Source organism: Nocardia carnea, from assembly GCF_029868325.1.
GTDB lineage: Bacteria > Actinomycetota > Actinomycetes > Mycobacteriales > Mycobacteriaceae > Nocardia > Nocardia carnea_C.
In genome coordinates, this window is record NZ_JARWNW010000258.1 from 1 (window position 1) to 20,055 (window position 20,055).

Annotated in this window: 17 protein-coding genes and 1 pseudogene; 9 read left to right on the forward strand and 9 right to left on the reverse strand. The window is 67.7% G+C overall.

The genetic code is table 11. The annotated features are described in order from the left end of the window. A pseudogene (locus QH196_RS23325) lies at positions 1-302 on the reverse strand (hypothetical protein); the annotation flags it as partial. A 162-nt stretch (positions 303-464) separates the two neighbouring features. On the opposite strand from QH196_RS23325, the gene QH196_RS23330 reads away from it, so the two are divergent. The 4 genes from QH196_RS23330 to QH196_RS23345 all read left to right on the forward strand — a co-directional run bounded on the left by QH196_RS23330 (position 465) and on the right by QH196_RS23345 (position 3,672). Beyond that, on the forward strand, positions 465-1,475 hold the full coding sequence (locus tag QH196_RS23330) for an NAD(P)/FAD-dependent oxidoreductase (RefSeq protein ID WP_280417953.1): 1,011 nt from the start codon (positions 465-467) through the stop codon (positions 1,473-1,475). A gap of 2 nt (positions 1,476-1,477) precedes the next feature. Then, on the forward strand, positions 1,478-1,798 hold the full coding sequence (locus QH196_RS23335; RefSeq protein ID WP_280417954.1) for an indolepyruvate ferredoxin oxidoreductase subunit alpha: 321 nt from the start codon (positions 1,478-1,480) through the stop codon (positions 1,796-1,798). Next, on the forward strand, positions 1,798-2,649 hold the full coding sequence (locus tag QH196_RS23340) for an alpha/beta fold hydrolase (RefSeq protein ID WP_280417955.1): 852 nt from the start codon (positions 1,798-1,800) through the stop codon (positions 2,647-2,649). Before QH196_RS23335 ends, QH196_RS23340 begins: the two co-directional genes overlap by 1 nt. Positions 2,650-2,787: 138 nt before the next feature. Next, positions 2,788-3,672, forward strand: coding sequence for an IclR family transcriptional regulator (locus tag QH196_RS23345; protein WP_280417956.1), 885 nt, complete (start codon positions 2,788-2,790; stop codon positions 3,670-3,672). Here the strand turns inward: QH196_RS23345 and QH196_RS23350 are convergent. From QH196_RS23350 to QH196_RS23370, 5 genes are all read right to left on the reverse strand, one after another. Further along, positions 3,649-5,259 carry an AMP-binding protein gene (locus QH196_RS23350; RefSeq protein ID WP_280417957.1) on the reverse strand — a complete coding sequence of 537 codons (1,611 nt, stop codon included), beginning with the start codon at positions 5,257-5,259 and terminating at the stop codon, positions 3,649-3,651. The genes QH196_RS23345 and QH196_RS23350 overlap by 24 nt on opposite strands. 9 nt (positions 5,260-5,268) lie before the next feature. Then, positions 5,269-6,216 (reverse strand): quinone oxidoreductase family protein, encoded by a 948-nt coding sequence (locus tag QH196_RS23355; protein ID WP_280417958.1) that lies wholly within the window; start codon positions 6,214-6,216, stop codon positions 5,269-5,271. 44 nt (positions 6,217-6,260) lie between these two features. Further along, positions 6,261-8,600, reverse strand: coding sequence for a CaiB/BaiF CoA-transferase family protein (locus tag QH196_RS23360; protein ID WP_280417959.1), 2,340 nt, complete (start codon positions 8,598-8,600; stop codon positions 6,261-6,263). Between the two features lie 67 nt (positions 8,601-8,667). Further along, positions 8,668-9,651 carry an ABC transporter substrate-binding protein gene (locus QH196_RS23365; RefSeq protein ID WP_280417960.1) on the reverse strand — a complete coding sequence of 328 codons (984 nt, stop codon included), beginning with the start codon at positions 9,649-9,651 and terminating at the stop codon, positions 8,668-8,670. A 16-nt stretch (positions 9,652-9,667) separates the two neighbouring features. Further along, the gene (locus QH196_RS23370) at positions 9,668-10,453 is read right to left on the reverse strand and encodes an enoyl-CoA hydratase/isomerase family protein (protein WP_280417961.1); all 786 of its coding nucleotides are present in this window, start codon (positions 10,451-10,453) and stop codon (positions 9,668-9,670) included. 308 nt (positions 10,454-10,761) lie between these two features. Here QH196_RS23370 and ctaD point away from each other — a divergent pair, with 308 nt between their 5' ends. Continuing rightward, positions 10,762-12,495, forward strand: a complete 1,734-nt coding sequence (gene ctaD / locus QH196_RS23375) for an aa3-type cytochrome oxidase subunit I (RefSeq protein ID WP_280417962.1) — start codon at positions 10,762-10,764, stop codon at positions 12,493-12,495. A gap of 49 nt (positions 12,496-12,544) precedes the next feature. Here the strand turns inward: ctaD and QH196_RS23380 are convergent, their stop codons facing one another. Both QH196_RS23380 and QH196_RS23385 read right to left on the reverse strand, forming a co-directional pair. Then, positions 12,545-13,717, reverse strand: coding sequence for an acyl-CoA dehydrogenase family protein (locus QH196_RS23380; RefSeq protein ID WP_280417963.1), 1,173 nt, complete (start codon positions 13,715-13,717; stop codon positions 12,545-12,547). A 48-nt stretch (positions 13,718-13,765) separates the two neighbouring features. Continuing rightward, entirely contained in the window at positions 13,766-14,944 is a 1,179-nt protein-coding gene (locus tag QH196_RS23385; protein ID WP_280417964.1) for an NADH:flavin oxidoreductase, read from the reverse strand. A 133-nt stretch (positions 14,945-15,077) separates the two neighbouring features. Here QH196_RS23385 and QH196_RS23390 point away from each other — a divergent pair, with 133 nt between their 5' ends. Continuing rightward, positions 15,078-15,821: an MBL fold metallo-hydrolase gene (locus QH196_RS23390; protein WP_280417965.1), complete on the forward strand. Its 744-nt coding sequence runs from the start codon at positions 15,078-15,080 to the stop codon at positions 15,819-15,821. A gap of 50 nt (positions 15,822-15,871) precedes the next feature. On the opposite strand, the gene QH196_RS23395 is transcribed toward QH196_RS23390, so the two are convergent. Next, complete coding sequence (locus QH196_RS23395) at positions 15,872-16,351, reverse strand: GbsR/MarR family transcriptional regulator (protein WP_280417966.1); 480 nt, start codon at positions 16,349-16,351, stop codon at positions 15,872-15,874. 73 nt (positions 16,352-16,424) lie between these two features. Here QH196_RS23395 and QH196_RS23400 point away from each other — a divergent pair, with 73 nt between their 5' ends. The 3 genes from QH196_RS23400 (at position 16,425) to QH196_RS23410 (ending at position 19,791) form a co-directional block, all read left to right on the forward strand. Beyond that, positions 16,425-17,324 carry an ABC transporter ATP-binding protein gene (locus QH196_RS23400; RefSeq protein WP_280417967.1) on the forward strand — a complete coding sequence of 300 codons (900 nt, stop codon included), beginning with the start codon at positions 16,425-16,427 and terminating at the stop codon, positions 17,322-17,324. Further along, entirely contained in the window at positions 17,314-18,108 is a 795-nt protein-coding gene (locus QH196_RS23405; protein WP_280417968.1) for an ABC transporter permease subunit, read from the forward strand. Before QH196_RS23400 ends, QH196_RS23405 begins: the two co-directional genes overlap by 11 nt. Before the next feature lie 240 nt (positions 18,109-18,348). Next, entirely contained in the window at positions 18,349-19,791 is a 1,443-nt protein-coding gene (locus QH196_RS23410; protein ID WP_280417969.1) for a sodium/glutamate symporter, read from the forward strand. The last annotated feature ends 264 nt before the right edge of the window (positions 19,792-20,055 follow it).

Genomic DNA, 20,055 nt, shown 5'->3' on the forward strand with positions numbered 1-20,055 from the left:
TTCACCGGCCGCCGCATCATCGGGATCTCGATCCGCTCCCGGCCGGAGAGGTACGCGCCGGTGAGCGAGGCCGGATCGGCGAGCAGTTCCGAATAGGGGCCACTGTGCACCACCTGGCCGCCGTGTTCACCGGCGGTCTCGTTGGACTGTTCGGCGAAGCGCCGGATCAGTTCCTCGAAGACGTAACCCATATTGTGGTTCGGCACCTGGTCCGGGTGCAGGTCCAGGTCGGCGAATTTGCCGACCACCTGGTAGCCGATCACGAGCGTTGCCGGCACACCCGGAGCGAGTTCGATCGGCACCAGCGGGCCGTGCCGGCGCTCGCGGCCGGGGGCGGGCGCGCCGCTGGGGCCGCCCCCCCCGCCCGTTCGTCGTCTCCGCAACCCGGGGCGCTTTCCGGATCGGGTCTGCTGGCCGGACCCGTTTCATTCAACCTGCGCCGCAACGCTCTTAGCGTGCACGGTATGAACGAATTGCCCAATGCGCCGGCCGGTACCGGGCTCGAGGTGGATATCCTCGTTGTCGGCGCCGGACCGGCCGGACTGTTCGCCGCGTACTACGCGGGTTTCCGTGGACTGCGCGTAGCCGTACTGGACGCGCTGTCCGAACCGGGCGGACAGGTGAGCGCGATGTACCCGGAGAAGGCAATCCTCGATATCGCGGGGTTTCCTTCCGTCAAGGGCCGCGAGCTGATCGACCGGTTGCTCGAACAGGCCGCGCCGTACGACCCGGTCTACCTGCTCGGCGAACAGGCACAGACGATCACACACGCCGTGGACGGCCGGGCGGTGATCGGCACCAGCGCCGGACGTCGGGTGACCGCCGGAGCCGTGGTCGTCACCGGCGGGATCGGGACGTTCACTCCGCGTCCGCTGGCGAAGGGACTGGACTTTCTCGACCGCGGCCTCAGCTATTTCGTCCCGGACCTCTCCGCTCATACGGGCCGCGACATCGTCATCGTCGGCGGTGGCGACAGTGCCTTCGACTGGGCGGTGCACCTCGAACCGGTCGCGTCGTCGGTGACCCTCGTGCACCGGCGGGACAAATTCCGCGCGCACGGCGCCACTGTCGCCAAGGTCCGCGACAGCAGTGTGCGGATACTGGTGAACTCCGATATCACCGCCGTCCGGGGCAACGGCTGGATCTCCGAGGTAGATGTCCACCACAAGACCGACAAGACCACCACGACGCTTCCGGCGCAATCGGTGATCGCCGCGCTCGGTTTCACCGCGGACCTCGGGCCGCTGACCGAGTGGGGTCTGCGGATCGAGAACCGCCATATCGTCGTCGACACCCGCATGCGGACCGGCGTCCCGCGCGTGTACGCCGCCGGCGATATCACCGACTATCCGGGCAAGGTCCGGCTGATCGCCGTGGGATTCGGCGAGGCGGCCACCGCGGTGAACAACGCCGCCGCGGAACTGGATCCCGACGCCGATATCTTCCCCGGCCATTCCACCGAACAGGAGAACTGACAATGCCTTTCGTCATCGGTGCGGCGTGCATCGACACCACGGACCGCTCCTGCATGGAGGAATGCCCCGTCGATTGCATCTACGAGGGCGACCGCAAGCTCTACATCAATCCGGCGGAATGCATCGATTGCGGAGCCTGTGAACTGGCCTGCCCGGTCGAGGCGATCACGGTGGACCGCAAGGCAGACCCCGAATTCAAACAAGACGCGGTGCGGTTCTTCACCGAGACCCTGCCCGGTCGCGCCGAACCGCTCGGCAATCCAGGCGGCGCCGCGAAGGTCGATGTGATCGGTGTGGACACCCCGATGGTCGCGGAATTCTGATGAGTATGCGGTTCGGTTACGCCGACACTTCGTTCGGCCAATTGCACTACGCCGAAGAAGGCTCGGGACCGGTGCTGTTGCTGCTGCACCAGACACCGCGCTCATGGGACGAGTTCCGCGAGTTGATCCCGCTACTCGCGTCCGACCATCGGGTGATCGCGATGGATATGGTCGGGTTCGGGGCCAGCGCCGCCTTATCGGCGCCGCAGACCATCGAGACGTTCGCCGCCGGTGCGTGGGCGCTGCTGGACGCGCTCGATATCCCGGGCGTCGCGGTGCTCGGGCATCACACCGGCGCCGCGGTGGCACTGGAGATGGCCGCCGCGCACCCCGGCCGCGTCGATGCGGTGATCCTGTCGTCCTGCCCGTGGGCGGACGAGGCCTATCGTGCCGGGCACGCCGGCGGCGGGACGGTCGATCGTGCCGAGCGAACTCCGGACGGCCGGCATCTGCACACCCTCTGGGAACTGCGCCGGCCCTACTATCCACAACCCTGCACCGACCTCCTGGACCGGTTCGTGCACGACGCGCTCACCTATGGGCTCGACCCGGCCGAAGGGCACCGGGCCTGTGCCCGTTACCGCATGGAGGAACGGATCGGCGCTGTCCGCGCGCCGGTGCTACTGCTCGGCGCGGCCGCGGACCCCTTCTCGATCGGAAACCTGCCGACTCTCCGCGCCCGGCTGACCGGCGCGGCGATTGTGGAGCAGGTCCTCTTCGCGGAAGGCACCGTCGCACTGGTCGAACGTGAGGCACCGCGAATCGCGGACTCGGTACGCCGGTTCCTCCGAGATCATCGGCAACCGTTCGAGCCGCTCGGCGGAGGTGGTGAACCGGAGTCCGTTCAGTAGACATGATGAACCGGGTCTGCTCAGCGGACCCGAATGTGCTGCGGATCACCGGCGCGCCAGCTAGCGTCACCAGTCCGGCGGGTTCGCCGGTCGGGCTCCTCGAGGGACGGAGCCCCGCAAGGCGTCAGGAGGTCCACCATGACGACAGCCGCACACCGCCCGGCCGATCCGGTTCCGGATATATCCCTCGAATCGGTGCCCACCGCGGGCACCGAGATGTCCTCGGTGCTGACCAAGGCCCGGATGATCCTGGACGCGTTCGACAACGAACACCGCGACCTCGCCCTCACCGAGCTGGCCCGGCGCAGTGGTGTCGCGAAGGCTTCGGTGCACCGGCTGGCCGGTGAACTCGTCGAATGGGGTCTGCTGGAACGGTCGGGGACGAAATATCGTCTCGGATTGCGCCTGTTCGAACTCGGCCAGCTGGTACCCCGCCAGAAGATCCTGCGCGACGCGGCACTGCCCTATATGGAAGACCTGCTGATCGCGACCCAGGAGACCGTGCATTTCGCGGTCCGCGACGGGATCGACGTGCTCTACATCGAGAAGATCGTCGGCCATCGCGGGCTCAAACAGCAGTCCCGGGTGGCGGGCCGACTTCCGCTGTACTGCACGGCCACCGGCAAGATGATCCTGGCGTTCTCCCCGCAATCGGTGTTCGCCGAGGTGGTCGAACAGGGGTTTACCGCGCTCACCTCACGGACGACGATGTCGGTCTCGGTGTTGCGCCAGCAACTCGACCGGATGCGCAAGGAACAGATCGCGGTGGAGGTCGAGGAGACCAGGCTGGGCTATATGAGCGTTGCGGTGCCGGTGTTCAGTGGGCCGCAGACGATCGCGGGGGCGCTCTCGGTCACCGGCCCTACCGCGCGACTCAATGTCAGCCGGGTCACCGGGGCGTTGCGTACCGCGGGTGTCGGGATCAGCCGGGCCCTGCAGGCGATGCGCTGCCACCACAGCTCACCCGACAGTGCCGCTATGTGCACGCCGGCGCTGTGCTCACTCAACGGCTGTGGCCGGTGAACCGGTATCCGGCAGGCCCGGGTCGACCGCGGCCGGCGGTGCGATCGGGCGCGCCGGGTCCGGTCGATGGTCGCCGGCCGACCATGTCCGGGCGGTCACTCCGCGAGCCCGCAGGTCGGCTTTGCGGACCTTGCCGGTTTCGGTGAGCGGCAGGGTCTCGACCACATCGATGTAGCGCGGCAGCGCGAAGTCGGCGAGATGGGCGGACGCGAAGCGGCGTAGCGCGGCCGGATCCATCGAGGCGCCGGGGTGGGGGACGACCGCTGCCATGACCTCGTCCTCGGCCAGCTCGGAGGGGACGGGGAACACCGCCACCTGGGCGACCGCCGGATGTCCGGCCAGCACCTGCTCCACCTGCAACGAGGAAATGTTCTCGCCGCGCCGGCGGATGACGTCCTTGATCCGGTCGACGAAACGGAACCAGCCGTCGGGCTCGCGGACCACCCGATCACCCGTCCGGCGCCACGCCCCCGGTTCGGGGAGCGGATCACCGAGGTACCCGAGCGCGAACGCGCCGGGGAGTTCCGTGCGCACCACCAGCTCACCCGCGACACCGTCGGCAACCCGGGCACCGGATTCGCCGACGACCGCTGCGTCGTATCCGGGCATGACGCTGCCGAGATATCCGGCCCGCCGTGCGCCCGGCAGGCTACCGAGGACGAGGTTGGTCTCGGTGCTGCCGAACCCGTCGATCAGTTCTGTCCCGAACCGCTCCCGGAACGGCGCGTACAGGTGTACGGGGGTGGCCGGCGCAAGCGCGCGGGTGGCTCGATGCGCGCGATCGTGTGCGCCCGGTGGCTGACCGGCGAGCATGGCGACCATCGCGCCGAGCAGGTAGATCACCGTCGCGTCGGCGTCGGCCCCCCGCCGCCAGTGCTCTCGGACCGAGAAGTGCTGTCCGAGCACGAAGGTCGCGCCCGCGACCAGCGCATGGAACACGGCGTTGATCGCGTTGGTGTGGAACAGCGGCAGGCCGGTGTAGAGGATGTCGTCGGGTCCGAGGCCGAGCGAAGCACCCACACCCTGCCCCCACCAGAGGGATTGCGCATGCGGACAGTGCACACCTTTGGGGAGGCCGGTGGTACCGGAGGTGAACAGCAAAGCCGCCGGTGCAAGGGCGGATACAGGCCCGACAGGAGCGGGCGGTCCCTGTGGGCCGGGAGCCGAATCGGTGCCCATCACCCAGACGGCGCCATCGAATCCGGCCTCGGCGACACGGTCGGCGAATTCCGCCTCCAGCAGCAGATAGCGTGCCCCGGAACTCGTCAGCACATGCGCAAGGGAGTCCCCGCGCAACCCGGTGTTCAGCGGTACCGCGACGGCACCCAGCCAGGCACAACCCAGCAGCAGATCGATCAGTTCGATGCGATTGCGCGCGAGCGCGGCCACCGGATCACCGGGCCGGACACCCCGCCGCGCCAGCGATCCCGCCATGGCCGCTGCCCGGTCCGGGAGTTGGGCATAGGTCAGCCGGACCGGACCGGTCCGCAACGCGAGGTGATCGCCACGGCTTTCCGCCCGATCGCGGAGCAGAGCGGGAATGGTCAAGTCCGCCGGCAACGACCGGCCGGCGGCGGAAATCGGCACGGCACACACTCAGGGGGTAACCACCGCGCGGCCGGTGACCTTCCCGTCGCGCATAGCCTGCAATGCGGTGGCGATTTCGGCGAGCGGGAACGACTGCACCGCCAGCTCGACCTCCCCGGCCACCAGCATGGCGATCAGCTGCGGTGCCAGCTCGGCCTGCCGGGCGGATTTGCGGATCATATTGACGGGCAGCAAGGCCACATCGGCGAGCAGCCAGTTCGGCAGGTCGACGTGCAGGTCGGTGCCCAGGGTGTAGCCGATGAGGGCTGCTCGCCCGCCGGGTGCGATACGCCGCAGTAGAACCGGCAGCAAATCGCCGCCGAGCGTATCGATCAGGACCTCCGCTACGGGGTCGCTGCCCAGCGCTTCCGCCACTTGTTCGCCGCGGCCCACCACGGGGCGAACGCCTGCCGGCAGCAGGGCGGCCTGATCGTCGCGCGGCACCACGCCGATCACTTCGGCGGCGCCCGCCGCGAGAGCGAACTGGGCCGCCATCGAACCGACCGCCCCCGAGGCTCCGGAGACGATCACCCGTTCGCCCGTGGCGACCCGGGCGATATCGTGCACCGCGACGTACCCGGTGGTGCTCGGCAGGAAGAAGGTCGCCGCGACCGCTGGCTCCAGTGCGGTGTCGAAGGGCGTGAACACCTTGTCCGCCGCAGCGAGGTACTCGGCCCAGCACCCGTTCTTGAACAGTCCGATACCGCCGCCGCGGATGAGAACCCTGGTCCCGGGCGCGAAGGTATCCGATTCGACCACTGTCCCCGCACCGTCGGTGCCGCCGATATGGGGTAGTTCGGGGCGGACGTCGAAGGTTCCGCTCGCGATGGTCAGATCGAGGTGACCGAGGGCCGCGGCGTCGACTCGGACGAGTGTCTGGCCGGGACCTCGGACCGGGGCGTCGATATCGTCGATAACCGGGTCTCGGCCGAATTCGTGCAGCCGGGCGGCGCGCATGGTTACTCCTCGGATCGTGTAGTGGTGTGGTGGCAGGGATCGGGTCAGGTGAGGACGCCCGCGGTGCGGAGTCGTTCGATGGTTTCGGATCCGTAGCCGGCGATATCCCGCAGGACCGCGTCGGTATCGGCGCCCAGCAGCGGGGCCGGACGGCGGACCGTGACCGGTTCGCCCACCCGGATGGGAGAGCCCTCGTGGAGAAATGCGCCGGCCTTCGGATGCACACCCCGGACGTAGAAATCGCGGGCCCGCAGTTGCGGGTCGGCCTCGACCAGATCGCGTCCAGTATGCACCGGGCCCGCCGGTACACCGGCCCCCTGCAACCGTTCTGCGACGAGTTCCGCGGGCAGGGTCCTGGTCCATCGGGTGATCGCGGCGGTGATCGGTGCGGCCTGAGTGCGGCGTCCCGCAACGGAATCGAACCGGGTATCCGCCGCCCATTCCGGACGTTCGATCACGGCACACAGCTGCCGCCACTCGGCGTCGTCGCGAACCGCGATCGCACACCAGCGGTCGTGTCCGAGACACGGGTAGACGCCGTGGGGCGCCATCGTGGGATGGGTGTTGCCGATAGGTTCGCCGGGCCTACCGGAGCCGGTCGCCCGGAGTACGGCGGCGCCCATATGTGAGGCCATGGCCTCGAGCTGGGACAGATCGATGTGCTGTCCGCGTCCGGTGCGGTCGCGGTGGTCGAGTGCGGCGAGGACCGCCGTTGCCGCCTGCAGGCCCGCGACTATATCGCCGTGACCGTAGATGACACCGACGACGTCGTCGGCGCTCCAGCCGGTGAGTGCGGTCAGACCTGTTGCTGCCGACACGATGTCGGCGTAGGAAACCCATCCACTGCGCGGTCCGGTATGGCCCATCCCGGACATCGAGACGTAGACGATATCCGGCCGTAGTGCCCGTAGTTGCTCGTACCCGAAACCCATTTTCGTCATTACTGTGGAACTGAAGTTCTCGACCACCACGTCGCTGTGCGCGAGAAGATCGGCGAGTACCTTCAGCCCCTCGGGGGAGCGGGTGTCCAGGGTGATACTGCGCTTGTTGCGGTTGACATCGTTGAAGTAGCCGCTGGTATCGGGATCGTCGTGTGAACCGCGGGACAGGTGCATGAACGGCGCGAACCGGGTGGGGTCCGGGCGGCCCCGGGATTCCACCTTGACGACATCGGCGCCGTGATCGGCCAGGATGCGCGTGCAGTAGGGCCCGGCCAGCACCCAGGTGAGGTCGAGGACGCGGATACCTTCCAGCGGCAGCCGACCACCTTTCACGGTGGGCGTTCCAGCCGCCGGCGGTTTCGCGGCCGGAACGAGCTGCTGGTGTTCCCCGGGCGCGGGTACATGCAGTTCGCGTATCCGGGTTCCTTCGGGGAAGGCGAACCCGAATCCGAGATCCCGTGACACCACACCGCCGCGGACGATGTCGAGGAAGAAGTCCCGGTCGTTGAGCTGCGGGTTCACCAGCAGTTCGTCCGGCCGGTCGACGGCCGACCACGGCAGTTTGCGTTCCTGCGCGGCGGCCGCGAACTCATGTTTGGGCCATTTCCCGATGAACCGCCCGACCACGTCGAAGATGTGATCCTGATGGCGTTTGCGCTCGACCGGGTCGGCCCAGCGGGGGTCGGTGAGGTCGGCGGCGGCGTTCTCCTCCACCAGCCAGGCCAGCAGCGCGTCCCACATGCGCGGACTACCGCCGAGCCCGCCCCCCACATAACCGTCGGCGGCTTGGAACAACCCGTGCGGGACCAGCGGGTGCACGCGGCCCGGCCGCGGCGGCACCCGATCCTCGTGGAGATAGGCGAGGGTGCCGGCTTCCAGGCTCGCGGCCACACATTCCTGGGCGGAGATATCGACGACGGGCACCGGACCTCGGCGCCGTGCCCGCATGCCGAGCAGCGCGCCGACGGCCGCATTGATACCGGTGAGCTGTTCGGCCTGGTTCTCCGGAAGCGCGAGCGGCGGACCGCCGGGGTCGCCGACTTGGGCCAGCATCCCGCCCTGCGCGGCGATGGTGAGATCGGTCGCCGCCCATTTCGCCCGGGGGCCGGTCAGCCCGAACGGCGTCACCCGCACGTGGACGAGTGCGCCGGGACGCGGCGTGACGGGTTCGGAGCCGGGCGTGCTGCCGTCGAGGTAGATGTCGGCGGTGGCCAGTAGGCGTGCCAGCGCGCCACGACCGGGATCGGTATCGAGGTCCAGCGCCACCGACTTCTTGCCCGCGTGCCAGTGCGCAAACGGGTGTCCGTCCGACTCGCTCCGGCTCGGATCACCTCCGTCCGGCTCGACCAGGATCACTTCGAAGCCGAGTCCGACCAGAACCCGGCCCGCGAAGCGGGTGAGCGGGCCGGCCAGTTCGACCACCCGGACAGCGGGCTCGACCATGATTTCTCCGTTCTCTCCTCGATCGTGATGTCGTCCCCGGCGGCCGGGCCCAGCGCGGGGATTGCGCTCAGGCGGGTGCACCCGGGAGATGCTCCCCGACCCAGCCCCGTTGCAGCACCCGGCCGGTATCCACCGAGCCGCTGATCTTGCCCTGATCCCGGAAGAAAGTGACCAGATCGTTCGCCCGGGCGATGTCCTCGTCGGTGAAATCGCGCACGCCGAAATCGATCTGGTCGATGGTGCGCCGCGCCTCGGCCGGATCCTGCTGGATGGCCGCCGCCACCGCGCGGGCGGCGCGGTCGGGGTCGGTGTCGACGATCGCGGCGGCCTCCGACAGCACCTCGAACACCTGCACGGCGACTTCTTCGTTCGCCGACAGCCATGCCTCGGTCGCCACGAGCCACTGCGTGTACCGGGCATCGAAATCGCCGCTGGTGGCGACCACCCGGCCACCGCCCGCCACCGCTTGGCTCACCCATGGGTCGAAGGAGACGAACGCGTCGATATCGCCGCGGCCCAGGAGCGCCGGATGATCGGGTGGACTGGTGGTGACCAGTTCGACCGCGGCGGGGTCCAGGCCGATACTCCGCAGGTAGAGATCGGTGAAGTACAGGCCGATACCGGGGAAGACGCCCACTTTCCGGATCCGCTTCGGCTCGATGCCCTCGCGCACCACCACCTGGAAATACCGATCCGATTCCTCGTACACGCCGAGGGCGCGCAGGCTCGGATTAGCGGCCATGACGGTGAGCGCCGTGGAGTCGGCGTTACCGGACAACTCGGATGTTCCGGCCACCACATTCTGGGCGCTCGCCGCGCCACCCTCCGTCTGGACAACCCGGACATCGAGTCCGGCCCTTTCGAACATCCCCTCCTGCTCGGCGACGAAGAACGGGGCGTAGGAGGGGTCCACCCCCACCGAGATACGGATCGGCCCCGAGCTCGTCTCCTGCTGGGTGGCCGGCCGGGTGCAGGCGGCCGTCGCCGACGCCAGCGCGACGAGTACGCCCAGGGCAGCGGCACCGCGCCGCCAGCTTCCGAATTTCATCATGACTCCTTCGGGCCGGTCACCGGCCGCCGAACGACGGGGTGCGCTTGTCCAGGAACGCCTGCAATCCTTCGGCAGCGTCGCCGGTGCGGATCAGCTCGAGCACGGCGGCGAACTCCAGTTCCAGCGCCTCGTCGAGGGGCAGCTCGAGTCCCCGTTCGACGATGTCCTTGAGCAGGCCGATGGTGCGGGTCGGTTTGGCCGCGAGCCCAGCGGCGAGATCGTCGACGCGGGCCGGGAAATCGGCATCGGCCACCACCTCGTCCACGAGCCCGATCCGCAAAGCCTCTTCGGCGCTCAGCCGCGACCCGTTCATCATCAGCAGTTTCGCGCGGTGCGCGCCGAGCAGCCGCGGTAACCGCTGACTACCACCCGCACCGGGGAACAGGCCGAGCTCGATCTCGGGGAATCCGATGGTGGCCGACGCCGTCATCACCCGCATATCGCAGGCCAGCGTGAGTTCCGCACCCCCGCCCAGGGCGTGCCCGTTGATCGCGGCCAGCACCGGTTTGGGCGCGGTCTCCAGCAATCGTTGGACCTCCACCCAGGGCCGCATCGCCCGCTGAGTGTCCTCGGTGAGCTCACGCATCACCCGGATATCGGCGCCCGCGACGAAGAACCGGCCGGTGCCCCGCACGACGAGACAGCGGATGCCGGGATCGGACACCAGCGGCGGCAGCGCGGTGAGAAGTTCGGCGATCAGCGCGGGATCGAACGCGTTGGCGGGCGGACGATCAATGGTCACGGTGGCCACGGCGGCACCGACGGACACGTGGACGCGTTGTGGGGCGCTGACAGCGGTCATACCGGCTCCGATGCGGTTCGTCGAACACTGGAGGTTCCGAGTATCGGCGATCTGGAGGCGCCCGGCACGGCCCCGGGTCCGGTGGGCGAACCCGGACGATCGGGTGAGGCGACCCGGCTCCCGGACCGAGTGTGGCCCGTCGGGGTGAGTGCCGAGGTCGCGGGCAAATTCGGCGGAAATTGTGTGAGCCGGGGGTGTCGCTCACCCGGTACACCCCGCGCAGGGGGCAGGGTTTGGCGCGATACGACCGGGGTAGGCCCGCGGCAACGGGCCCGAATGCCCGGGTGGACCGAACAGAGGAGCGTGCGATGGCAGTTCCACCATCTCCACCGGCCGAGCTCACCGCCGCCCGGCCCTTTCCGGCTCGGGTCGGGCCCAAGGGGTCGTTTCTGTGGAAGATGGTCACCACCACCGACCCGAAAGTGCTCGGGGTGCTGTATCTGGTGACGGCGACCGGGTTCTTCCTGATCGGTGGTCTGCTGGCGCTGCTCATCCGCGGTGAGCTGGCGCGTCCCGGCCTGCAGTTCCTGTCACCGGAGCAGTACAACCAGCTGTTCACCATGCACGGCACGATCATGCTGCTGTTCTATGCCACGCCGGTGGTATTCGGTTTCGCCAATGCGGTGCTGCCGTTGCAGATCGGCGCACCGGATGTGGCGTTTCCGCGGCTCAACGCCTTGAGTTACTGGCTGTACCTGTTCGGCGCCACCATGGCGACCGCCGGTTTCGTCACGCCCGGCGGCGCCGCGGACTTCGGATGGACCGGTTACACGCCGCTGAGCACGATGCAGTTCTCGCCGGGTGTCGGCGGGGACTTGTGGATCATGGGGCTGGCGTTATCGGGTCTGGGCACCATCCTCGGTGCGGTGAACATGATGACCACGGTGATCTGCATGCGGGCCCCCGGGATGACCATGTTCCGGATGCCGATCTTCACCTGGAACGTCTTCATCACCAGCATCCTGGTGTTGCTGGCGTTCCCCATCCTCACCGCGGCGCTGATGGCGCTTGCCTTCGACCGGCATCTCGGCGGGCATATCTACGATCCGGGTGTCGGCGGGGTGATCCTGTGGCAGCACCTGTTCTGGTTCTTCGGGCATCCCGAGGTGTATATCGTCGCGCTGCCGTTCTTCGGCATCGTCTCCGAGATCTTCCCGGTGTTCAGCCGTAAACCGATCTTCGGCTATACCGCGCTGGTGTTCGCGACGATATCGATCGCCGGGCTGTCGATGGCGGTGTGGGCGCACCATATGTACGCCACCGGCGCGGTGCTGCTGCCGTTCTTCTCGCTGATGACCTTCATGATCGCGGTCCCGACCGGCGTGAAGTTCTTCAACTGGATCGGGACGATGTGGAAGGGGCAGCTGACCTTCGAGACACCGATGCTGTTCTCCCTCGGCTTCCTCGTCACCTTCCTGTTCGGCGGCCTGTCCGGGGTGATCCTGGCGAGCCCGCCGCTGGACTGGCATGTGCACGACAGCTATTTCGTGGTCGCGCATTTCCACTACGTACTGTTCGGCACCATCGTTTTCGCGACCTTCGCCGGGATCTACTTCTGGTTTCCCAAACTCACTGGCAGGCTGATGGACGAACGCCTGGGCCGCATACATTTCTGGACCACTTTCTTCGGCTTCCACCTCACCTTCCTGGTGCAGCACTGGCTGGGTGACGAAGGTATGCCCCGCCGCTACGCCGACTACCAGCCCGACGATGGTTTCACCGCGCTGCACACCGTCTCGACCATCGGCTCGTTCGTGCTGGGCGCGTCCATGATCGTCTTCGTGTGGAACGCGTTCAAGAGTTACCGCTACGGCGAGGTGGTGACCGTCGACGACCCGTGGGGCGCAGGTAATTCGCTGGAATGGGCGACGACGTGTCCACCGCCGCGGCACAACTTCTACGAACTGCCGCCCATCCGGTCCGAACGGCCCGCGTTCGAACTGCACTACCCCCATATGGCCGAACGCCTGCGCACCGAATCGCATGTCGGCCGCCGCAGCAAGGACGGTGCCGGCGCCGAACTCTCCGCGCCCCCGACGTGAGCGCGGCCGGCCGCCGCCGTTCGGCGACCGGCCCGCAAGGAGTGGGACGTCAGATCATCGCGCGGAACGGGCCCTGCGGGTCGCCACCGAGCTGTGTCAGCGCTGCCGAGTGGTAGATCGTGCCCGGTACATGGATGGCGTGGGTCAGGCCGACGTGGGCGTCGCGCCAGAACCGTTGCATCGGGGTCTTCAGGTGCACGGCCCCGCCGCCGGCCCGGGCGAAGACCTCGTCCATTGCGCGCACCGCGCGCCAGGCCGCCGCGATCTGGGTGCGCCGGCCGATCGCGCGTTCTTCGAAACCGACCTCTTCGCCGCGGTCGGTTTTGTCCCAGAACCGGTCGACGGTCTCGAGCAGCGATACCCGGGCCGCGGAAATCTCCGCGGCGGCCTCGCTGATGGCGAACAGGACGTAGGGGTCTTCTTTGATGGGGACGCCGGTGACCTGGACTCGTTTCTTCTGGGCGGCGATATGGCAGGCCAGGGCGCCTTCGGTCATTCCGATCAGCGCCGAGGTGATCCCCAGCGGGAAGATGCACGAGAACGGGAACTTGTACAGCGTTTCGTCGCGGCCGGCATGGCGCCAGCCGTTACCGCTCATCACGATCTCGGCGTCGAGGGTGCGGTATTCGGGCAGGAACGCGTCGGTGACGACGAGATCCTTCGAGCCGGTACCGCGCAGGCCGATGACGTTCCAGCTGTCCTGGTCGATGTCGTAGTCCGACCGGGGAAGCAGTACATGCAGCGTCTTGCCGGTGCGGTTACCGTCCTTGTCGCCGACCGCGGCGCCGATCATGATCCAGCCGCAATGATCGGTGCCCGAGGAGAACGACCAGCGCCCGTTGAGGATGTAGCCGCCCTCGACCGGTACCGCGATACCCATCGGCGCGTACGGCGACGCCATCCACATATCGTTGTCCGCGCCCCAGACCTCCTCCTGCGCCTTGGGGTCGAAGAAGGCGAGTTCCCACGGGTGCACGCCCACGATCCCGGCGACCCATCCCGCCGCACCGTCGAGCGCGGCGATGGCCATGGTGGTTTCGGCGGCCTCTCGGGGGTGGGCCTCCAGCCCGCCGTACTCCTTGGGCTGCAGCATGCGGATAACGCCCGAATCCCGCAAATGCTTCGCGGTGGTATCGGAAAGCCGCATCAGCCGTTCGCCTTCGGCAGCTGCGTCGCGGATCTCCTCCGCATGCTGCATGATCTTGTCCAGTACGTGGCCCATAGTGATGCCTTCCAGTTATTGCGTCGATTCGCCGGAGCGAGGCGCAGATCAGTGCAGACTGCCCTCGTGGACAGCGCGATCGAACGGTGTCAAAGGTGCCCCGGTACGCAGGGTGGTGGCCAATGCAGGATCGGCCAGGTGCAGGCGTCCGACGGCGATCAGGTCGAATTCGCCGGATTCGATCCGGCGTTCGACGTCCGCGATATTGTCGACGACCTCCGCGGCGCCCGCGGCGCGGCTGTCGCGCAACGGTTTCCCGAGACCGACACTGCCGACCGCCATGGCATGCGCGCCGGTGAGTTTCTTGGCCCAGCCGGCCAGCGACAGTTCACTGCCCTCGAACGCCGGGACGTCGAAGCGTCGGATACTGGCGTCGAAAACGTCCACGCCGGCATCGGCGAGTGCGCCGAGCACCACCTGTAGTTCATCGGGAGTCTCGGCGATGCGAGCGGTGTAGTCCTGCTGTTTGTGCTGGGAGAATCGGAAAAATATGGGCATACCGGGGCCCACGGCTTCGCGGATGGCCGCGACCACCGCGGCGGGGAACCGGCTGCGCGCCGCGAGGTCGCCGCCCCACTGGTCGTCGCGCGTATTGGTGTCGTGCCACAGAAACGAATCCAGCAGGTAGCCGTGGCCGCCGTGCAGGGCGATACCGTCGAAACCGAGTTCGGTGGCGGTGACCGCCGCGCGCACATAGGCGGAGATGACGTCGGCGAGATCGCTGTCGGTCATCGGCCGGGTGGGTTGTGCGGCGCGCGCGACGTATTCGTCGGAATAGGAGGTGGTCCCGGCGGTGCCCCACCGACCGGAGGGCCGCATCGGCGTGATGGCCGGGTCGACGGTCCGGCTCATCGCACCCCACAGCGGGCCCACATGCCACAGCTGCGGAATGATCCGGCCACCTGCCGCGTGTACCTCGTCGACCACGGTCCGCCATCCGGCCAGCGCATCCTCGCCGTACATGCGGGGTACGCGCCGATTGTCGACGGCGGCCGGATGGTCGATGGCGACACCCTCGGTGATGATCAGCCCTGTCCCGCCGGCGGCGCGGCGCCGGTAGTAGTGGGCGACATCGGCGCCCGGGACCCCGCCCGGAGAAGCCGATCGAGTCATCGGCGACATGACGATACGGTTTGCCAGGTCCAGCGAGCGGACGGTCAGCGGCCGGAACAGCGCGGCGTGGTGATCGGTCGTCGGGGTCCGGGAGCTTTCCTGAATGCCTTCCACGCTGTCAGCGTATGGTCGCCCGGCAGCGGTGCATCCCCGGATTCTCGCTCACTGGAAGTGGCCGGCGACACACCGCCGGGGCCGGTGAACAGCCGTCGCGTTTGGCCCGCGGGAGGGCGGGTAGGTCGGCGCCATGCTGGTACGGAACGTCGCCGAGGGGATACATCGACTGGCCCACGCCGATGTCAATGTGTATCTGATCGAGGACGAGGACGGGGTCACGCTGGTGGATACCGGGCTGCCCGCGACCTTCCGCCGGATCTCCGCCGCGCTGCACGACCTCGGACGGACCCCGGCCGACGTCCGCGCGGTACTGCTCACCCACGCGCACTTCGACCATGTCGGCTCCGCCCGGCGGGTGCACCAGACCTGGCAGACGCCGGTCTACACCCACGAGGGCGACCGGCCGCTGGCTGCCCATCCGTACCGCTACAAGCGGGAACGCAACCCATTGACGTACCCGATCAGGTACCCACGCGCACTGCCGGTACTGGGCAAGATGGCTCTGGCGGGGGCACTGTTCGTCCGCGGACTGAACGACACCACCTCCATGACGGCCGGAACTCAGCTGCCCGTACCGGGCCGACCACGGGTGGTGTTCACACCCGGGCACACTCTGGGGCACTGTGCCCTGCACCTGCCCGAACGGGATGCGGTGATCTCCGGCGACGCGTTGGTCACGCTGGATCCCTATACCGGCGGAAGGGGTCCGCAGATCGTGTCCGGGGCGGCCACCGCGGACAGCCCTATGGCCTTGCAGTCGCTGGCCGAGCTGGCGAATACCGGGGCGCGGTCGGTGCTACCGGGTCACGGAGAACCATGGTACGAGGGCATCGGGTCCGCGGCGGAGATCGCGCTACGCGCCGGCCCGTCCTGACCCGTGTACCGGCGCGGCATCGTTGGCCGCGTTTCCGGGATCGCCCGCGGTCAATTCGGAGGATGATCGGCGGCGTACTGCTCGCGCCAGCGGTTGATGAGGGGGACGAGTTCGTTGAGCATGAAGGTGTAGAAATCCTGCATCTCGTGCAGGCGGCGCGCGGTGACGGTGTCCGGGCCGGTGGCGTCGATACCTTCCTGCGCCGAATCGCGCATGGTGGCCAGCATCGTGTTCTGCTGTGACATCAGTGCCGCCCAGGCGCCGGCGCGGAAACGGTAGTGGTCGCGGCGGCTGCCCGGCGCGGGGACCCGTTCGATCAGGCCGACCGGCATCAGATGTTTGATCGCGGTCGATACCGCGCCGGAGCTGATCGACAATTCCGCGCACAGGTCGGCGGCGGTCATCGTGTCCTGCTCGGTGTAGAGCAGAGCTGTCAGCACCCGCGCGGTCGACCGCTGCATTCCGCCACCGGCCGAGAGCGTCAGCGCCAGCTTCTCCGCGGCTTCCCGCAATCGCTCGTTCGTTCCCATACCCACGAAGGTATCAGAGCTGCGAATGCTCTGAGTATTTACAAATCTCTGAAAGTTCGATAATTTCTGTTCCATGGTGAAAGCACTCGAGCTGAACGGGCTCACGAAGACCTACGGCTCGTCCCGAGGTCTGGTCGAACTGTCACTGTCGGTCGAACAAGGCGAGGTGTTCGGTTACCTGGGCCCCAACGGCGCCGGGAAATCCACGACCATCCGCCTGCTGCTGGACCTCATCCGCCCCACCGGCGGCAGCGCCCGCGTCCTCGGCCTGGACCCCCGCGCCGACGCGGTGGCGTTGCACGAGCGGATCGGCTACCTGGCCGGGGATTTCGTTGCGCCCGGACGGCAAAAGGTCGGGGCGGCCCTGCGCTTCCTCGCCGCCTTGCGCGGGGGAGCGGGCGCCGATCGGATCGACACCCTGTGTGAGCGGCTGGAACTGGATCAGAGCAAGCAGATCTCGGCGCTGTCGAAGGGCAACCGGCAGAAGGTCGGGCTGGTGCAGGCGTTCATGCACGAGCCCGAACTGCTCATCCTCGACGAACCCACCTCGGGCCTGGATCCCTTGGCGCAGCAGATCTTCCTCGATATGGTCGCCGAGGCCGCCGCGGGTGGGCAGACGGTGTTCATGTCCAGTCACATCATGAGCGAGGTCGAAGCGGTCGCCGATCGCGTGGCCATCATTCGTGAGGGCCGCCTGGTCGCTCTCGACACCGTCGCCGGGTTGCGTGCCGACGCGGTCCGCGATGTCGAAGTCACCTTCACCGGGCCCGTCGACACCGCCGCCTTCACCGGCTTGGCCGGGGTCGCCGATGTGCGGATCGAGGGTTCGACCCTGCGCTGCCAGGTCACCGGCAGCCCGGACGCCCTACTCCGTGTCCTGGCCGGCCGCCACGTCGCGGGCCTGCTGGTCACCGAACCCGCCCTCGAGGATCTGTTCCACCGCTACTACACCGGAGAAGCCGATGCTGCCTGATATCTACACCCGGACCCTGGCCGACAACCGTCGCGCGCTGGTGGCCTGGTCGATCGGTACCGCGGCGGTCGGCCTGATGTATGCCGCGTTCTATCCGCAGGTCGGTGGTAGTAGCGGATTGGCCGAAACCGTCCAGAACTACCCCGAAGCGATGCGTGAAGCGCTGCGGATGGAGGATATCGGCTCGGCCGCGGGCTACCTGGGATCGACGGTTTTCGGGCTGTTGCTGCCGTTGCTGGTAATGGCTTTCGGGGTCACCTTCGGTGCCCGCGCCGTCGCCGGCGATGAGGAAACCGGCTATCTGGACCTCCTGCTGGCCCACCCGGTCGGTCGGACCAGGCTGGCCGTGGAGCGGTTTGCCGGGCTGGTCACCGGGGCCGCTGCCATCGCGATCCTCGTATTCGCCGGCATGCTGGCGATCCGGTCCGGTGCCGAGCTGGAATCGATAGGGATCGCCGAACTCGCCGCCCAATGCCTGCAGTTGGCACTGCTCGGGATCACCTTCGGCGCGCTGGCGGTCGGGCTGGGTGCTGCGATCGGCAAACGCGGTCCGGTGCTGGGTATCTCGGTGGGTATCGGGGTGCTCACCTACATTGCGGGCAACCTCGCCGGGGTGATCGGTGCGGATTGGCTGAAGTATCTGTCGCCGTTCCATTACTACATCGGCGGTGAACCCCTGCGCAACGGAATGCAGTGGGCCGATACCGCAATACTACTGGTGGTGAGCGTTGTCCTGGTATCGCTCGGGTTTCTCCGGTTCAACCGGCGCGATCTGCGCTCCTGACCTGTGATACGGGCCCCGCAGCCACATTCCGGCTGCGGGGTTTTCGCGCGTGCGCACCCCGGTGGTTACCGGTGGACGGCGTTCGTGTGCCGGTACTTGTTTCCATCAGGGGGAAGGATTTCCACCCCAGCGTTCCAATGTGCATCGTACCGTTAGACAACGGCACGATTGAGTGCTGTGAACACTCGCCGGTAGGCACTGCCGAAGGTGTTCGCTGCGCTACGACGGAAGCAGGTGAGTATGTCTCCCAACGCAATCGGTTTCGCACTGTTGCTGCTGGGCGTGATGATGTTGATCGCCAAGATCATCAGGGTCAAATGGCGATTGGCGCAGAAGTTGTTCATCCCCAGTTCGATCATCGGCGGGGCACTGGCCCTGCTGATCGGGCCGGATGTATTCGGCCGGATCGCCGGGCTGTTCGGCACCGACCGGTTCGCCGAGTCGGGGTTGCTGACCCCGGAGATCATCGAGGTGTGGAAAACCCTTCCAGGCCTGCTGATCTCACTGGTTTTCGCCGGGCTTCTGATGGGCCACAAGCTGCCGTCGCCGCGGAAAGCGTTCCGGGTGGCCGGGCCGCAGATCGCTTTCGGTATGACGGTGGCCAGCGGCCAGTACGTATTCGGTCTGCTGCTCGCGATTCTGGTGCTCGGGCCGGTGTTCGGACTGCCGGCGATGGCGGGCACGCTCATCGAAATCGGGTTCGAAGGCGGACACGGCACCGCCGCGGGTATGGCAGGCACGTTCGAGGAATTCGGTTTCCCCGAGGGGCAGGACCTGGCGCTGGGCCTGGCGACGGTAGGCGTGCTGTCCGGCATCATCTGCGGGATCGCGTTGATCAACTGGGGTGTGCGCACCGGTAAGACCACCGAATTGCGCGTGGACGCGCAGCCTTCGGTTGCCGAGCGTGCGGGTCTGGTGGAGAAGGAGCGGCGTCGTTCCGCCGGAACGTTGACGGTGAATCCCTCGTCGATCGAGCCGCTGACCCTGCATTTCGGGCTGCTGGCGGTGGCGGTGTTGATCGGCTGGCTGATGCTGACCGGGGTGCAGTGGGTGGAGTCCAAGCTGTGGGCCGACAGCTTCGAGTTGTTCGCCCACGTGCCGTTGTTCCCGATCGCCATGATCGGCGGAATCATCGTGCAGGGGTTGATCCAGGCCTTCGACCGTGAGGAGATCGTGGATGTGCAGATGATCGAGCGTCTGCAGGGCTTCAGCCTCGATGTGCTGGTCATCGCGGCCCTGGGCACTTTGTCGCTGACGGCGATCGCCGCGAATATGGGCCCGTTCATCCTGCTGGCTGTCACCGGACTGGTCTGGACGGCTGGTGCGTTCATCTTCCTGGCGCGCCGGATGCTGCCGGATTTCTGGTTCGAACGCGGAATCGCCGACGTCGGGCAGGCCATGGGCGTGACCTCCACCGGCCTGATCCTGCTGCGGGTGGTCGACCCCGACCTGAAAACCCCTGCCTACCAGGCATTCGGGTACAAACAGCTGATCATGGAACCGTTCTTCGGTGGCGGTCTCGTCACTGCCGGGGCAATTCCCATCATCGCCAACTTCGGCGTCGGCTGGCTGTTCGCGGGCATGCTTGCGCTGTTCGTCGGTGCGCTTGCCGCCGGGCTGTTGTACTTCGGCCGGCGTCCTGTCGCCGCTGCTGCCGAGGAACCGGTAACAGCCGCACCCTGACCAGCGGGACCGATCTGCCCCGGCGCGGGACTCGCGCCGGGGGAGACGGGTTACGGGCCGGAGCAGAGAAGAGCGCTCGTGGGGCCGGGGCCGGGGGTGGGCAGGTGGCGTCCAGATAGCGCTCCCGGCAGCGCGAGCTGCACGCCACCTGAGCACCCCCGGCCCCGGTACCACGATCGCTCTACTCTGCCCCGGCCCGGAACCCGGCTGCCCCGGCGCGAGTTCCGCGCCGGGGCAGATCGGTCCCGCTGGTCAGGGTGCGGC

Excerpts from the sequence above, each read along its gene's own strand:
- QH196_RS23330 (WP_280417953.1), top strand. The coding sequence starts at position 465 with ATGAACGAATTGCCCAATGCGCCGGCCGGTACCGGGCTCGAGGTGGAT.
- QH196_RS23335 (WP_280417954.1), top strand. The coding sequence starts at position 1,478 with ATGCCTTTCGTCATCGGTGCGGCGTGCATCGACACCACGGACCGCTCC.
- QH196_RS23340 (WP_280417955.1), top strand. The coding sequence starts at position 1,798 with ATGAGTATGCGGTTCGGTTACGCCGACACTTCGTTCGGCCAATTGCAC.
- QH196_RS23345 (WP_280417956.1), top strand. The coding sequence starts at position 2,788 with ATGACGACAGCCGCACACCGCCCGGCCGATCCGGTTCCGGATATATCC.
- QH196_RS23355 (WP_280417958.1), bottom strand. The coding sequence starts at position 6,216 with ATGCGCGCCGCCCGGCTGCACGAATTCGGCCGAGACCCGGTTATCGAC.
- QH196_RS23360 (WP_280417959.1), bottom strand. The coding sequence starts at position 8,600 with ATGGTCGAGCCCGCTGTCCGGGTGGTCGAACTGGCCGGCCCGCTCACC.
- QH196_RS23365 (WP_280417960.1), bottom strand. The coding sequence starts at position 9,651 with ATGATGAAATTCGGAAGCTGGCGGCGCGGTGCCGCTGCCCTGGGCGTA.
- QH196_RS23370 (WP_280417961.1), bottom strand. The coding sequence starts at position 10,453 with ATGACCGCTGTCAGCGCCCCACAACGCGTCCACGTGTCCGTCGGTGCC.
- ctaD (WP_280417962.1), top strand. The coding sequence starts at position 10,762 with ATGGCAGTTCCACCATCTCCACCGGCCGAGCTCACCGCCGCCCGGCCC.
- QH196_RS23380 (WP_280417963.1), bottom strand. The coding sequence starts at position 13,717 with ATGGGCCACGTACTGGACAAGATCATGCAGCATGCGGAGGAGATCCGC.
- QH196_RS23390 (WP_280417965.1), top strand. The coding sequence starts at position 15,078 with ATGCTGGTACGGAACGTCGCCGAGGGGATACATCGACTGGCCCACGCC.
- QH196_RS23395 (WP_280417966.1), bottom strand. The coding sequence starts at position 16,351 with ATGGGAACGAACGAGCGATTGCGGGAAGCCGCGGAGAAGCTGGCGCTG.
- QH196_RS23400 (WP_280417967.1), top strand. The coding sequence starts at position 16,425 with ATGGTGAAAGCACTCGAGCTGAACGGGCTCACGAAGACCTACGGCTCG.
- QH196_RS23405 (WP_280417968.1), top strand. The coding sequence starts at position 17,314 with ATGCTGCCTGATATCTACACCCGGACCCTGGCCGACAACCGTCGCGCG.
- QH196_RS23410 (WP_280417969.1), top strand. The coding sequence starts at position 18,349 with ATGTCTCCCAACGCAATCGGTTTCGCACTGTTGCTGCTGGGCGTGATG.